The sequence below is a fragment of the Microtetraspora malaysiensis genome, assembly GCF_050947145.1.
Classification (GTDB): Bacteria; Actinomycetota; Actinomycetes; order Streptosporangiales; family Streptosporangiaceae; genus Microtetraspora_A; species Microtetraspora_A malaysiensis.
In genome coordinates, this window is sequence record NZ_CP191998.1 from 1520287 (window position 1) to 1534679 (window position 14393).

Annotated in this window: 12 protein-coding genes; 9 read left to right on the forward strand and 3 right to left on the reverse strand. The window is 74.6% G+C overall.

Features of this window, described 5'->3' with window-relative positions; all coding sequences use genetic code 11:
- Positions 1-221: 221 nt before the first annotated feature.
- Both mycP and ACQP1V_RS07595 read right to left on the reverse strand, forming a co-directional pair.
- Positions 222-1430, reverse strand: a complete 1209-nt coding sequence (gene mycP, locus ACQP1V_RS07590) for a type VII secretion-associated serine protease mycosin (RefSeq protein ID WP_433420241.1) — start codon at positions 1428-1430, stop codon at positions 222-224.
- 177 nt (positions 1431-1607) lie between these two features.
- Complete coding sequence (locus ACQP1V_RS07595) at positions 1608-2336, reverse strand: SDR family NAD(P)-dependent oxidoreductase (RefSeq protein ID WP_433420244.1); 729 nt, start codon at positions 2334-2336, stop codon at positions 1608-1610.
- A gap of 120 nt (positions 2337-2456) precedes the next feature.
- On the opposite strand from ACQP1V_RS07595, the gene ACQP1V_RS07600 reads away from it, so the two are divergent.
- Positions 2457-2729 carry a WXG100 family type VII secretion target gene (locus ACQP1V_RS07600; protein ID WP_387408358.1) on the forward strand — a complete coding sequence of 91 codons (273 nt, stop codon included), beginning with the start codon at positions 2457-2459 and terminating at the stop codon, positions 2727-2729.
- 111 nt (positions 2730-2840) lie between these two features.
- Here ACQP1V_RS07600 and ACQP1V_RS07605 read toward each other — a convergent pair whose 3' ends face one another.
- Complete coding sequence (locus tag ACQP1V_RS07605; RefSeq protein WP_433420247.1) at positions 2841-7676, reverse strand: FtsK/SpoIIIE domain-containing protein; 4836 nt, start codon at positions 7674-7676, stop codon at positions 2841-2843.
- 767 nt (positions 7677-8443) lie between these two features.
- Between ACQP1V_RS07605 and ACQP1V_RS07610 the strand changes: the two genes are divergently transcribed.
- The 8 genes from ACQP1V_RS07610 to ACQP1V_RS07645 are packed head-to-tail and all read left to right on the forward strand — an operon-like array spanning position 8444 to position 14250.
- The gene (locus ACQP1V_RS07610; RefSeq protein WP_433420249.1) at positions 8444-9127 is read left to right on the forward strand and encodes a hypothetical protein; all 684 of its coding nucleotides are present in this window, start codon (positions 8444-8446) and stop codon (positions 9125-9127) included.
- A gap of 1 nt (position 9128) precedes the next feature.
- Positions 9129-9911, forward strand: a complete 783-nt coding sequence (locus tag ACQP1V_RS07615; protein ID WP_433420252.1) for a hypothetical protein — start codon at positions 9129-9131, stop codon at positions 9909-9911.
- Complete coding sequence (locus ACQP1V_RS07620) at positions 9908-11227, forward strand: CpaF family protein (protein WP_387408366.1); 1320 nt, start codon at positions 9908-9910, stop codon at positions 11225-11227. Before ACQP1V_RS07615 ends, ACQP1V_RS07620 begins: the two co-directional genes overlap by 4 nt.
- The gene (locus ACQP1V_RS07625) at positions 11227-12180 is read left to right on the forward strand and encodes a type II secretion system F family protein (RefSeq protein WP_433420255.1); all 954 of its coding nucleotides are present in this window, start codon (positions 11227-11229) and stop codon (positions 12178-12180) included. The genes ACQP1V_RS07620 and ACQP1V_RS07625 overlap by 1 nt, the downstream gene beginning before the upstream one ends.
- Positions 12177-13115, forward strand: a complete 939-nt coding sequence (locus ACQP1V_RS07630; RefSeq protein WP_433222872.1) for a type II secretion system protein — start codon at positions 12177-12179, stop codon at positions 13113-13115. Before ACQP1V_RS07625 ends, ACQP1V_RS07630 begins: the two co-directional genes overlap by 4 nt.
- On the forward strand, positions 13116-13376 hold the full coding sequence (locus ACQP1V_RS07635; protein WP_433420257.1) for a hypothetical protein: 261 nt from the start codon (positions 13116-13118) through the stop codon (positions 13374-13376). It abuts the gene before it with no gap.
- Positions 13373-13819 (forward strand): TadE/TadG family type IV pilus assembly protein, encoded by a 447-nt coding sequence (locus ACQP1V_RS07640; RefSeq protein WP_433420260.1) that lies wholly within the window; start codon positions 13373-13375, stop codon positions 13817-13819. The genes ACQP1V_RS07635 and ACQP1V_RS07640 overlap by 4 nt, the downstream gene beginning before the upstream one ends.
- Positions 13816-14250 (forward strand): TadE/TadG family type IV pilus assembly protein, encoded by a 435-nt coding sequence (locus ACQP1V_RS07645; protein WP_387408376.1) that lies wholly within the window; start codon positions 13816-13818, stop codon positions 14248-14250. The genes ACQP1V_RS07640 and ACQP1V_RS07645 overlap by 4 nt, the downstream gene beginning before the upstream one ends.
- Positions 14251-14393: the final 143 nt, after the last annotated feature.

Genomic DNA, 14393 nt, shown 5'->3' on the forward strand with positions numbered 1-14393 from the left:
TATCAGTTCAATAAGGGCATTCATGATCAGATCACATTCAACCAAAGGTGCCCCTGCCGTATCACCGGTTTTCGATGTCTATTTGGGAAACGCCCGCCGAGATGGGACGTCGCCCGCATTTTGTCCGCGATGTGGGCCGGGTGTTGTCCGCGATGTGGGCCGGGTGTCGCCTCGCGTTCGGCTCCCGTTCCGCCCCCGCTCGCCTTCCGCCGGGCTGCCGGTCAGCTCCGGCCGGGCTGCCATCTCCTGCGGCGGCCCAGCGGGGTGAGGACGGCGGCCACGACGACGAGCACCGCCGTGCCGAGCGCGCCGCCCGCCACGATGGCCGCCATGCCGATGGTGCGCTCGTCCGGCGGAGGGGCCTTGGTGATCGCCGCCTCCGTCAGCGGTTCGGGCTGCTGGGGCGCGACCGCGACGACCTCCGAGGGGAGGAGCATCGTCACGGCCAGCCGGGGGTTGACGATGCCCGCGCCGGTCCCGGTGCCCTTCGTGCCGTCGGCGGTCAGCACCACACGCCGCCGCACCCGTACGTTGTCCAGCTGCGGATAGCGGGCGCGGACCAGGGCGACCACCCCCGAGACGTACGCGGTCGCCTGGCTCGTGCCCTTCAGATCCTTCTGGTATGTGCCGCCGGGCCAGGTGCTGGTCAGGTCCTGGCCGGGGGCGAGGACCGCGACCGGCGTGCTGATGTTGGAGAACTCGGCCAGCTCGTCGTCCGGGGTGGACGATCCCACCGCGAGGACGCCCGGGTAGGCCGCAGGGTACGCGGGCGAGGGCGTGCCGTCGTCCTTGGTCGCGTTCCCGGCGGCGGCCACGATCACGGCGTCCTTCGACAGCGCGTACCCCACCGCCTTCCTCAGGTCCATGCGGTCGGTGGCCCTGACCGAGACGTTGATCACCTGGGCGCCGAGGTCGGCCGCCTTCGCGATCGCCCGGGCGAGCAGCGCGGGATTGCCGCGCTCCGCGTTGGTCTGCTTGATCGAGATCAGCCGGGCGTCCGGGGCGACGCCGACGAAGGGGCTTCCCTTGCGCGCGATCCCGGCGATGATCCCGGCCACGCTCGTGCCGTGGCCCATGCAATCCCGGGTGCCCGTCCCGGTCAGGTCGACCGCCTTGGCCACCTTGATCTGCGGGTGGCGGGCGTCCACCCCGCTGTCCACGATCGCGACCGTCACGCCGCGCCCCCGGGTGAGGGGCCACACGGAGGTGAAGTCGAGCCTCCGCTGCGCCCACGGCTCGCTCAGCGTGAGGCTGCCCGGCTTGGACGGCGCGCAGGTGTCGCTCGCGTACGCCGGGAAAGCCGCGCGCGCCAACTTCCCGGTGTGCGCGGCGGCCTTCCCGGCGCGTGCGTACGCGGGTGCGGGCGGCGCCGCGAGCGCGATCGGCAGTGCCGTCGCCGCCGCGAGCGCGACCCCGACCAGACCTCGCATGACCGACCCCCACGGCAGTAGATCCAGCGGGACAGACTATTGGCGTCCTCCCACCGTCTCAAGACCGACATTTCCGGCGGGCGGGCGGTCGTGGCCCCGCGCTGTCCGGACCGCGGGCCCGGAAACCGGGGCCGCCGGTTCCGGGCCGAGACAGGGGGCCAGGTCAAGCCCGCGGGCTCACCGGCCCAGGTACGCGCCGCCGTTGACGTGGATCACCTGGCCGGTGATGTGCCCGGCGTCGGGCGAGGCGAGGAAACCGACCGTCGTGGCGACGTCGTGCGGTGTGCCGGGCCGGCCGTTCCGGGTGCTCGCCACCCGCCGCCGGACGCCCTCCTCGTCCAGGCCGTCCCCGAAGAACTCGGTGTCCAGGACCAGACCGGGCGCGACGAGGTTGGCCGTGCCGCCGGAGCCGCCGGAGCCGCCCAGCTCCGCCGCCAGGTCGGCGGTCCAGGATTCGAGCGCCGCCTTCGCCGCGCCGTACGAGCCGGAGCCGGTGCCGCGCGCGGCGATCGAGCCGATGTTCACCACGCGCGCGCCCTCTCCCAGCCGGGGAAGCAGCGCGGTGGTCACGAGCACGGCGGACATGAGGTTCAGGTCGAGGTTGGCCCGCCACGCCTGGGCCACCGCCCGCAGGCCCTGGGGCGCGGGACGTGCCCGGTCCGTATTGCCGCCCGCGTTGTTCACCAGGACGTGGACTGTCGCGGGAAGCCGTTTGACGGCCTCGCCCACCGCGTCCGGATCGGTCGCGTCGAAAGCGGCGTACGCGACGCCGAGCCGCGCGGCGGCGTCTTTCAACACGTGTTCACGCCTGCCGGTGATGGTCACGCGTTCCCCGGCCTCGGTGAAATGGCGCGCAATCGCATAACCGATGCCGGTCGCCCCGCCGGTGATCACCACATTTCGCATGGTCTACTCCCTTTTATAAGGGTTTTACCCGTCTTTATAACCAGTCGGCATAATACCTTTACAGAGACGGTATGTGATCTACGGTGAGGGCGCCCGAACTGTCGACGAAGGAGCCACTGAATGAGTAACAGCCTGCTCGGCGGCGACCCCGCGGAGATGCAGAGCATGGCGGCCCAGTTCACTCAGCAGGCCGACCAGGTTCGCGCCACGATGGCGAGTCTCGACCGTGAGGCGGCCAAGGTCGGCACCGCATGGACGGGGCCCGGCGCGCAGCGTTTCAGCGAGGCGTGGCAGAGCTATCGGTCGGCTTTCCAGCGCATGTCCGAAGAGCTCAGCGAGGCGGCCCGCGTGATCAACACCTACCGCGGCAACATCGAGTCCGCCACCAGGTAGTCCGGCCCAGGCCCCCGGCGCGCTCCCCCCGGCGCCGCACGTCGTCCGGCGTGCCCGGGACGGATGCCGTCTCGCCGTCGCTTCCCGGCTCCGGTCCGGGCCGCGCCCCCGTCATCCGGGGAGCGCGGCCTGGATCGGGGTCGCGGTCCCCGAGGTGATCAGCAGCCCCCGCCCCGGCGGGCCGCCGACCGCGCCGCGCGGCAGCCGTACGCCGAAGAGGTCGCCGTCGGCCGGGCTCTGCACCGACAGCAGCAGGCCGGTCCTCGACTTGCGCGCCTCCGCCGCGAACCCCCGGTAGGCCGTCGCCAGGTCGCCCGTCGCCCCCGCGATCAGGAGACCGTGCTCACCGTCCCGGGCGGAGCGCAGGATCTCCTCCAGGGCCAGCCCGAGCGGCGAGTCCGGAGAGATCAGCTCGGCGTCGTCGACGATCACCACGTACTCCCGCCTGCCGTCCAGGATCGTGCGCGGGTCCTGCGCGTCCGACGGCCCGTCCGGTTCGGCGCCCGCCACCTTCCTGGCCTCGCCGTCCAGTACGGCGAGCACGCCGGGAGCCCCCGCCAGCGCCCGCAGCGGGCTCCGGCGGGGCGTGACCACGAGGACCGGCGTCCCCCGCCCGGCCAGCGACCGCGCCGCCGTCACCAGGCACGACGACCGGCCGGAGCGGGCCGGGCCACCGACCACCGCCGCCGGCCCCTGGGCGAGAAGGTCCAGCCCCAGCGGTTCGAGCGCGTCCCCGCCCACGCCGAGCAACGCCCACAGGGGCGAGGGCGGCTTGAACGCCGGAGCCAGCTCCATCGCCGTCTCGGCGGTGACGCGGACCGGCAGCGCGTCCACGCGCAGCGGCGGCGCGGACCGCCACGCCCACGCCCCCTTCCGCTCCGGGTCCCCGCCGAACCGGGCGGCGGCCGTACGGGCGAGGGCCTGCAGGGCGGCCACCTGGGCGGGGCCGGACGGGTCGTCGGCGAGCAGCGCGATCTGGCTCTCCACCAGCCCGTTCTCGCCGAGGGACAGGGCGCGGCCCGGCGGCAGGGAGGAAGGCAGGTCCTTCACCGGCAGCCCCGCCAGCCCGTAGTCGGCCGGGTCGGCCAGACGCAGCACGAGGCGGTCCTCGAACACGGTCGAGATCTGGCCGAGCAGCCCCGACCGGTCGGAGGTGACGATCGCGCGCAGCCCCACCGCGGGGCCCTCGCGCAGCAGTTGCAGCAGCGCGTCGAGGAGCCGCCCGTAGTCGTAGTTCTCGAACGCGGCGACGTAGCCCTCCCAGCGGTCGAGCAGCAGCACCAGCCACGGCAGCCGCCCGACCGGCGGTTCCCCGGACGGCCCGGAGAGCCGGGCCGCTCCGGGCGCGCACGCGGCCCTGGCCTCGGCCAGCGACGCGTACCCGGCCTCGGCGAGGAGCTGCTGGCGGCGGCCCACCTCCTCGCGCAGCCGGGACAGCAGCCGTTCGACCCGGTCGAGCTGGTCCCGGGTGACGACCGCCCCGCAGTGGGGCAGGCCGACCAGCGGGCGCAGTGCGCCGGACCCGCAGTCGATCACGTGCAGGTGGACGTCCTCGGGGGAGGCCCACGCTGCGACGGACCCCGCGATCGTGCGCAGGGCCGTGGAGCGCCCGCTCCGGGCCGACCCGGCGATCAGCAGATGGCCGCCGCGCTCCAGGTCGAGGCCGAGCGGGCCCCTGGCCTGGAGCCACGGCAGATCGGTCAGCCCGAAGGGCAGCGACGACGCGCCGCCCGGCTGCGGCGGCCGCCCGTCCACGCCGCGCTCGGGCGTCAGCGTCACCGTCTCCGGGAGCGGCGGCAGCCACGGGCTCGGACACCGCGTGACGCCCCTGGCCGCCGCGTCGATCGCGTCCACGAACAGCGCCAGGTCCGTGCCGGACGTCGGCGCGGCCTCCGCCGCGGCGGGCAGCGGATGTCCCAGCGCCCGCCACGGCAGGTCGATCACCCGCGGGCCGCCGCTCCCGCTCCCGTCCCCGTCGCCGCCGTCCGGCGTGCGCCCCCCGATCCGCGCCGCCTGTACGGCGACGGGCTGGCCGGAGCCGGAACGCACATAGCAGCGCCCGGGGGTCGCCTTGGAGATGCGCGCCGCGTCGGGGGTGTCGATCACGTCGTCGGACTCTCTGGCGTCGGTCACCCGCAGCGCGATGCGCAGCGACGTGTTCGCCTGGATGTCGGCGGTGACCACGCCGCCGGGCCGCTGGGTGGCGAGGACCAGGTGGATGCCGAGCGAACGGCCGCGCCGCGCGATGTCGACCAGGCCGTCCATGAAGTCGGGCAGCTCGGACACCATCGCGGCGAACTCGTCGATGACCAGCACCAGCCGGGGCAGCGGCGGCAGCTCGCGCACGGCCTTCCCCGCCCGGTGGGACTCCCGCGCCGCCTGGTAGTCCTCGATGTCCTTGGCTCCGGCGGCCAGGAGCAGCCGCTCCCGGCGCCGGATCTCGGCCGCCAGCGACGCCAGGGCCCGCTGGGTGAGGTGGCCGTCCAGGTCGGTCACCATCCCGACCGTGTGCGGCAGCCGTACGCACTCCTTGAACGCGGCGCCGCCCTTGTAGTCGATGAGCACGAACGTCATCTCGTCGGGCCGGTTCGCGGCGGCCAGCGAGCAGATCAGCGTCTGCAGCAGCTCGGACTTGCCCGCGCCCGTGGTCCCGGCGATCAGGGCGTGCGGGCCGTCCCTGCTGATGTCGATCTCGAACGGCCCGTCCGGGCCGACGCCGATGACGGCGCGGGTGGAGCGCCCCCACCGCCGCGCGATGCCCTCGGCGGCGACCAGGTCGAGGAGCCGCACCGACTCGGGGAGCGCCGACGCCTGGTCGTCCCTGCTCACGTCGCGCAGAGGGGCCAGCGCCCGGCCCAGCCGCTCCGCCCACGACGCCGACACCTGGTCGGCCCGGATCGGCCCGATCGCGTCCAGCCCGCCGCCGCGGAGCCGTACCGACCCGTCCGGGTCGCAGGACACGACGGTGGCGCACTCCTCCGGGAGCAGCCGTTCGTCGTCGTCGATCGCGACGGTGTACACCCCGGCGCGCGGGCCCTGCCTGAGCACCTGCGGCATCCCCGGCAGGCCGCGCAGCACCTGGGCGCCGTCGAGGACGACCAGCACGTCGCAGGGCCGCTCGTCGTACGCCGCGAACGCCGGCTCGGCCGCCTCCTCGGGCCGGGAGCTCCCGGCCCGGCCGAGGTCCCCCCAGCCCGCCGGCCCCCCGGACAGCGGCCCGCCGAACGGGCCCGGGCCGGCGCCGGACGGGGCGGTCTCGGCCGGGTCGAGCCGCTCGCCGATGAGCGCGGAGAGATCGGCGACCCGGCGGGCGGCGGCCTCCGGGTCCGCGCCGACGAGGGCGACCGAGCCGGACACGAGGGAGGCGGCCCCGGTGGCTCCCCCCTCCGCGGCGCAGTGCGGGAGCCAGCGGACCCAGCCCCACTGCTCGGCGGCGTCCGCGTGCGCGGAGAGCACGACGACGGCCAGGTCCCTGGGGCTGTGCAGGGCCGCCGCCTGCCCGACCAGCCAGCGGGCGGAGCCGATCGCCGCCTCCCGCGGACCGGTCACGCCCGCCACGCCGAGCCTGCGCATCGCCAGGGCGACCGGCACGTGCCGCGCGAGCGGCGGCTCCGGCAGCTCGGTGTCGGCGGGTGCTCCGCGCTCGGGCGCGTACGCGATGTCCGCGGGCAGGTCGGCCAGCCCGACGCGGAGCCGCAGGCTGTCCGGGTCGTGCAGCCGCCGCTCCCAGAGGCGGCGGCGCGGCCCGGTCGCGGTCAGCAGGATCTCGGCCGGGTCCGGCGCGGCCTCCCCGCGGGCCGCCTCGTCCTCCTCGCGCGCCTCCGCCACCTCGGCCTCGAACGCCGCGAGCCGCCCGCGGTACGCCTTGACGGCCTGGCGGTGCTTCTTCCTGCCGTGCCTGCGGTCGCTCGCCCACTGGCCGAACATGATCAACGGGCTCATCAGCGCGATCAGCAGGAAGTACACGTTGTGGAACGCCACGGCCATGCCCACGCCGAACACCGCGGGCAGCAGCGCGGCGAGCAGGTGGAGCCGGGCGCCCTCGGCCCGCTTGGGCTCGGTGGGCACCTCCAGGCGCGGGCGCCGCTCCGGGGCGCGCAGCCGCGGGGGCCGGTTGTAGGCCAGTCCGCCGTCGGGGAGCGCGTCCAGGTGGGCGTCCGGCGGCTCCACCGGGCCGACGGAGAACACCGAGACGCCGCAGGACAGCAGGGCCCGGCGCACGTCCCGGGCGGCTCCCCGGCCCGCCGCCTCGTCGCGGCCGGCGCGCCCCGCCGCATCGATTCCCCGGCCCGCCTTGCCCGCCCGGCGGGCCTTCCTGGCGTGGCGTCGTGCGGCGCGCCGGGCGCTCCCGCCGGACGCCTCGGCGGGGCTCGGCGGCGTACGGCGGGCGGCCCATGGGGTCGCTTCGCGTACCGGCCGGCCGTCCAGCTCCAGCCGGGCGGCGGGGTGCGCCGGCTCGACGGAGACCCCGTCCGGCGCGACCCGGATCGTCGCGGCGTGCGGCGGCAGCGCGGGATCCGGCACGGCGACCGCGCACCCGGGGTCGGATCCCAGGGTGTGCAGGCCGGGGCCGAGCCGGTGGACGGAACCCGCTCCGGGGCCGCCGGCCACCCGGAGCTCGATCACGCCGTCCGGCTCCTCGGCCATCGTCGCCGCGGCCGCGACGCCGTCGAGCGCGACGAGGTCGCCGTCGCGGATCAGCCCGAAGACCCGGGCGGCGGGGTCGAGGGGCCGCCCGTCCACCCACAGCTTCGGGCCCTCGGCCCGGCGGCGCCGCCCCCGGTCCAGGTCGTACGGCGCTCTGGCGGGCGGCAGCCGTACGACGTTGGACGGGCGGGCCGGGCCGGCGAGCGCGCCGGCCAGCGCGCCGACCGTGGTGGACTCGTCGCCCTCGACCAGCACGTCGCGGTGGCCGTGCTCGGCCACCACGGTGAGCGTGATCCGCATACCCAGACCCCCAAGGACCGCCCTCGTGGGGGAGGGCGGTCCGCCGTCGCGTGATTCGTGGCGTTACCTGTGGTGTGGCTCCTGGCGTGGCCGGTCGCGTCGCGCGTCGCCCGGCTCGGCCGGACCTTGCCGCCGGGACGCCTCCGGTCGGAACCCGTTCTCGGCATTCCGGCCGGGCACCCGCGCACCCGATCGGGGAGCCTCCGCCGGAATCCATGGTGGGAATTCCGGCGCGAAGAACCTCCGGGGATGTCGTCATGCCGGGAACTCGTACGGGGACCGGCGGCGGTATCCCGGACGCGGTGAGCGGGCGGCGCCCTGGAGCCGGCAACGGAGCCCTTTCCCGGGGAGCGTCCCTCCGAGGCGGCGTCACGCGAAAGGGCCCGGCCGAGGACAAGCTAGCGGGGCCGCCCCCGGATATCTCCCGGTTCCCGGGAAACTCCGGGCGGCCTTCTCCGCCGTACGGCCGGGGGGCGTACGGGCCGGCGGGACCAATGTGATCAATGCAGACAGAGTGCTTCTTATCACGAAATTCAACCACTGGAAAGGGATGGTGGTAAACAAGCATTGATCAAGCCGGCATTGACACCGGTATTCCTAACGGATAAGCATGGAAGGCCGGTTTCCGGCCACACGGAAGCGCGTGAGTGTCGATAATGGTGTCAATTCTGTAATTCGAACTGACCAATACTGCGGATGAAGGCGCGACCGTTAATCCGGCCCTCATTTCAGTAGCGGAAGCGATCGTCCTTGGGAGTCCCCCACCCATGAGGATCAGCGACAAGCCCGCCTCCGACGGACGCGTACCGGCGAACGAGCGTCCCGGGCTGTCCGGACCGGCCTCGCGGGGGCTCCCCGTGCCGCCGCGCGAGCGCAAGCCCGCGCTGGCCGCGCTCGCCGTCCTCCTCATCCTCGGCGGGGCACTGGCGACCACGCTGCTCGTCCTGCGCAGCGGCGACCGCGTCTCCGCCGTGGGCATCGTGCAGCGGGTCGGCGCGGGGCAGCTCATCCCGGCCTCCGCCATGAAGGAGGTCGAGATCGCCGACACCGGCGTCGACTACGTTCCCTGGCGCTTCCGCGGCGAGGTCGAGAAGACCTACGCCGCCGTCACCCTGCTCCCCGGCACGCTGCTGACCAACCCCATGGTCACCCGGTCGAGCGAGGAACTCGGCCCGGGCAAGGCCATCGTGGGCCTGTCGCTCAAGGCCGGCCAGGCGCCGGTCGGCATGGGCAAGGGCGACGTCGTCCAGGTCATCTACGTCCCCGCGAGCGGCAAGGGGTCGGCCGAGCGGGTGCTCGCGCCCGCCGCCCGCGTCCACGGCATCGGCGCGCCCGGAAGGTCGGGCGGCGGGCTGGTCTCGATCGTGGTCGACGCGTCCATCTCGCCCGTCGTCGCCGCGTACGCCTCCAGCGGGGAGATCGCGCTGGCCGTGCTGCCGGGAGCCGGGTGACGTGGCCCTCATCGTCCTCGCCGCCGACAAGGGGGCGCCCGGTGTGACGACCGCGGCGACCGCCCTCGGCGCGGTCTGGCCGCGCCCGGTGCTGCTGGCCGAATGCGACCCGTCCGGCGGCGATCTCGCCTACCGGCTGCCCGCCGAGGACGGCGGCGTGCTGAACCCGGCACGCGGCCTGCTCAGCCTCGGAGCGGTGGCCCGGCACGGCCTGCACGCCGAGCAGATCTACGAGCACACGCAGAAGCTCGTCGGCGGGCTGGACGTCCTCACCGGCCTGACCCACGGCGAGCAGGCCGGCGGCCTCACCTGGCTGTGGGGGCCGCTCGGCCGGTCCCTGGCCGCGCTGCCGCGCGCCGACGTGCTGGCCGACTGCGGGCGCCTCGGCGGGCACGCCGAGATGGGCGACTTCGTCGCCGAGGCCACCCAGGTCGTGCTCTTCACCCGGCCGAGCCTCGACCACGTCGCCCACCTGCGCGAACGGCTCGCCCTGCTGGACGGGCGGCCCGTCGTGGTCGTGATCGCCGATCCCCGGTCGTACCGCGCCTCGATCGAGGAGGTCCGGCGCATCGTCGCGCCCTGGGACGCCGCCTTCGTGGCCGGTCTCGCGTACGACCCCAAGGGTGCCGAGCTGCTGCGCGGCCAGTGGGGCGGGCGGCTCGACCGCAGCCTGCTGATCCGCACCGCGCGTGAGCTGGCCGGACGGCTGGCCGCGCTGCTGTCCCCGCGTGAGCCGGCCGGGCGGCCGGACCACACGGCGGGGCGCGGCGGAGCGGGCCGATGAGCGGGCAGGGAGGCGGCGTCGACCACGCGCTGGTGAAGCGCTTCCGCCAGGAGGTCGGCGACCGGCTCGCCCACCAGCGGCGGCTGGACCAGGCGAGCGGCATCCCGCCGATGACCGGTGAGGACGAGCGGCAGTTCGCCCGCGCCCTGATCGCCCAGGTCCTGGAGGAGTACGCCAGGGGCGAGATCGGCGTCGGCCGCACCCCGCCCACCGCGGAAGAGGAGGAGGCCCTCGCCGCGGGCATCCACGCCGCGCTGTTCGGCGTCGGCCGCCTCCAGCCGTTCCTCGACGACGCCGAGGTCGAGAACATCGACATCAACGGCTGCGACCGGGTGTTCGTGAGCTACGCCGACGGCCAGGAGGTCGCGCACGAGCCCGTCGCCGACTCCGACGAGGAGCTGATCGAGCTCATCCAGATCCTCGCGGCGTACTCCGGCCTGTCGTCCCGGCCGTTCGACACCGCGAACCCGCAGCTCGACCTGCGGCTGCCGGACGGGTCCCGCCTGTCGGCCGTCATGGACGTCACCGTGCGGCCCGCCGTGTCGATCCGCCGCGCCCGGCTCGGCAAGGTGTTCCTCAGCGACCTGGTGGGCAACGGCACGCTCGCCCCCGAGCTGGGCCGGTTCCTCGCTGCCGCCGTCGCCGCGCGCAAGAACATCATGCTCGCCGGGTCGACGAACGCGGGGAAGACGACCCTGCTGCGGGCGCTCGCCAACGAGATCCCGTCGAGCGAGCGGCTCATCACCGTCGAGCGCGCGCTCGAACTCGGCCTCGACCAGTTCCCCGAACTCCACCCCAACGTGGTCGCGTTCGAGCAGCGCCTGCCCAACTCCGAGGGCCAGGGCGAGATCACCATGGCCGAGCTGGTACGGCGGTCCCTGCGCATGAACCCCTCGCGCGTCATCGTCGGCGAAGTCCTCGGCGACGAGATCGTCACCATGCTCAACGCGATGACCCAGGGCAACGACGGCTCGCTCTCGACGATCCACGCCAACTCCTCGATGGAGGTCTTCAACCGCATCGCGACGTACGCGCTCCAGGCGGAGGAGCGGCTCCCCATCGAGGCGACCCACATGCTCATCGCGGGCGCGATCGACTTCGTCGTCTTCATCGAGAAGCGCAACGACTACCACCGCGGCGGAACGCTGCGGCGCTTCGTCTCCAGCGTCCGCGAGGTCACCGGCTGCGACGGGCGGGTGCTGTCCTCGGAGGTCTTCACCGCCGCCGGCGACCGCGTCGTCCCCCATGCCCCGATCTCCTGCCTCGACGAGCTGGCGGCGCACGGCTACGACCCCACGCGGGAGGTGTGGCGCTGATGCCCGCCGGGCTCCTCGATCCGCTGGTGCTGCTGGCCGGTGCGCTGACCGGCGGCGGCCTGTTCCTCCTCGTGCTCGCCCTGTACGGCATGCGCCCCCGGCCCGCCGCGCCGGACCGGAAGGCGGCCCGCCGCGAGCTGCTCAGGACCCTCTCCACCCGCACCGCGGTCGGCGTGATCACCGGAGTCGTCGTCCTGCTGGTGACGGGGTGGCCGGTCATGGGTGTGGGCGCCGTGCTGCTCGTGCTCGCCTGGCGCGGCCTGGCCGGCGGCGCGGCCGAGGAGCGGGCCGCCATGCGGCGCCTCGAAGGGCTGGCCGCGTGGACCGAGTCGCTGCGCGACACCATCGCCGGCGCGGCCGGGCTCGAACAGGCCATCCCCTCCTCCATCCGGGCGGCCGCGCCCATGCTCCGGCCGCACCTGCTCGCCCTCGTCGACCGGCTGCACTCGCGCATGCCGCTGGGGGACGCGCTGCGGATGTTCGCCGACGAGCTCGACGACCCCTCCGCCGACCTCGTCGTGGCGGCGCTGATCCTCAACTCGCGGCTGCGCGGCCCCGGTCTGCGCGACGTGCTGTCCGCGCTCGCCGTGTCCGCCCGCGAGGAGCTCGACATGCGGCGGCGGGTCGAGGCCGAGCGCCGCTCCACCCGCAAGAGCGTGCAGATCGTGGTCGGCACGGCGCTCGCCTTCGCCGCCGCGCTGGTGGTCTTCAACCGCTCGTACGTCGCGGAGTACGGCAGCCTGCTCGGCCAGGCCGTCCTTGTCGTGGTGGCGGGGCTGTTCGGCGCCGGGTTCGCGTGGATGCGCCGGCTGGCCCGCTTCGACAAGCCCGCCCGGATCCTCGCGCCGTACACGTCGGGGCCGGGCGGCGAGCCGCGCGAGGCCGGACGCGACGCGGAGGACCCGGGGGACGGAAGGGGCGGCCGCCCGCTCCGGACGGGAGGCGTGCGATGACCGAGCCCGCGCTGGCGGGAGCCGTACTCGGCCTGGGGCTCTTCCTGCTCTTCCGCGCGCTCTTCCCACCCCGGCCCGGGCTGTTCGCCCGGCTGACGGCCCTGGACGCGGCGCAGGCGGGCGCGGAGCTGCCCAAGGCCCCGCTCATCGCGCCGGACGAGCACGTCAGCGCGTTCCGCCGCGACCTCGGCCTGCGCCTCGCCCGCCTCTACGCCGCCAGGGGGTGGGAGGCGCGCTCCATCCGGGCCGACCTGGCGCTTCTCGGCAAATCCTTCGAAGGCTTCCTGGCGACGAAGGTCCTGCTCGCGGCGGCCGGGCTCCTGGTGTTCCCGCTGCTCGTGGGCTGGCTCGCACTGATGGGGTGGGGACTGTCGCTGAGCATCCCGCTCTGGTCCGCGCTGGCGGTCTCCGCGGCCTTCTTCCTGCTGCCCGACCTGCAGATCCGCCGGGACGCCGCGGTACGCCGCCGCGACTTCCGGCACGCGGTCGGCGCGTTCCTCGACCTCGTCGCGATGAACCTCGCGGGCGGGCGCGGCGTACCGGAGGCGCTGATGATGGCGGTCGCCGTCGGCAGCCCGGACGGGACCCCCGGCGCGGGCGCCAACTGGGCGATGGAGCGCATCCGCGAGGCGCTCGGGAACGCCCGCATCGTCGGCATCACGCCGTGGCAGGCGCTCGGACGGCTCGGCGACGAGATCAACGTGGACGAGCTGCGCGACCTGTCGGCCGCGCTCGGCCTGGTCGCCGACGACGGCGCCAAGGTCCGCTCCTCGCTGAGCGCGCGTGCCGCCACCCTGCGGCGGCGCGAGCTCGCGGAGGTCGAGGGCAAGGCGGGGGAGCGATCCCAGTCGATGCTGGTGGCCCAGCTCCTGCTGTGCGCCGGTTTCGTGATTTTTCTCAGTTTCCCGGCGGCCATGAAGATGTTGGGGGCGTAGATGCTCACCTATTTGATCGCGATGCTGCACGTGCGGATGGAGCGCGCCCGTAACGCGCCGAGCAAGGGGGCCTCGGCCGTCGAATGGGTGATCATCACGGCGATCATCGCCGGGGTCGCCCTGGGTCTGGCCACCCTCATCAAGAACCTCGTCTCCCAGAGGGAGGCCGACATCACCTCCAACTTCGGCGGTGGCGGTGGCGGCGGTGGCGGCGGTGGCGGTGGCGGCGGGGGAGGCGTCTTCACCGGGGGCGATCAGTGACACGCCCCGCGGGCGGACAGCGCGGCGCCCGCCGCCGCGGCGAGCGCGGGGCGACCGTCATCGAGCTGGCCATGATCATGCCGATCGTGCTGGCCGTGGTGCTGCTCGTCGTACAGCTCGCGCTCTGGTTCCACGGACGCCAGGTGGCCGACGCCGCGGCCAGGGAAGGCGCCAGGATCGCCCGCGCCGCCGGGACGTCCGGTGACTGGCAGGCCGCCGCCGAGGCGAAGGCCGAGCAGATCGTCCGCGCCATCGGGCCCAAGATCCTGCGCGACGCGACGGCGCGCGCCTGGGAACGCGGCGACCAGCGCGGCGTCGAGGTCACCGGCAGCGCCGTACAAGTGGTGCCGCTGCTGCCCGACCTGACCTTCACCGTCACGTCCGACTTCGGCGGACCCATCGAGTGCTTCCGCCCCGACGACGGTTCGGACGGCTGCCGGTGACCCGGTCCGTACGGCGCCCGCCCGCCCGCGCCGCCGCCCGCCGCCGCCCCCCGGACGCCGGGTCGATGACGGTCGAGACGGTCATGCTCGCGCCCGTCCTCCTGCTCTTCCTCATGTTCCTTGTGGGCGCGGGGCGGGTCGTCGAGGCGCAGGGAGAGGTCAACGGCGCGGCCAGGGACGCGGCCCGCGCCGCGTCCGTCCAGCGGACCCGGGCCGAGGCGGAGTCGGCCGCCGCCGAGACGGCCAAGGCGGCGCTCTCCGGCGAGTGCGACCCCCAGGTCGGCCTGTCCGGCACCGAGTGGAAGGAAGGCGGCGTCGTCCACGTCGCGGTGACGTGCGAGCTGAACCTCGACTTCCTCGGTTTCGGCGCGGCCCGGCGGATGAAGGGGACGTCCGTCGCGCCGCTGGAACAGTTCCGGAGGGTGGAGTGACCACGACACCCGACCGGCTCGGCCGTGTCCCGTCGTCCAGGGCGCTGTGCGCACACGTTCACCGGGGGCGAGGGAGCGGAGCGGAAGGGAGCGAGGACCGCAGCGTTGGCCCAGCGAAGCGGGCTTCGCGAGGACCGGAGGTT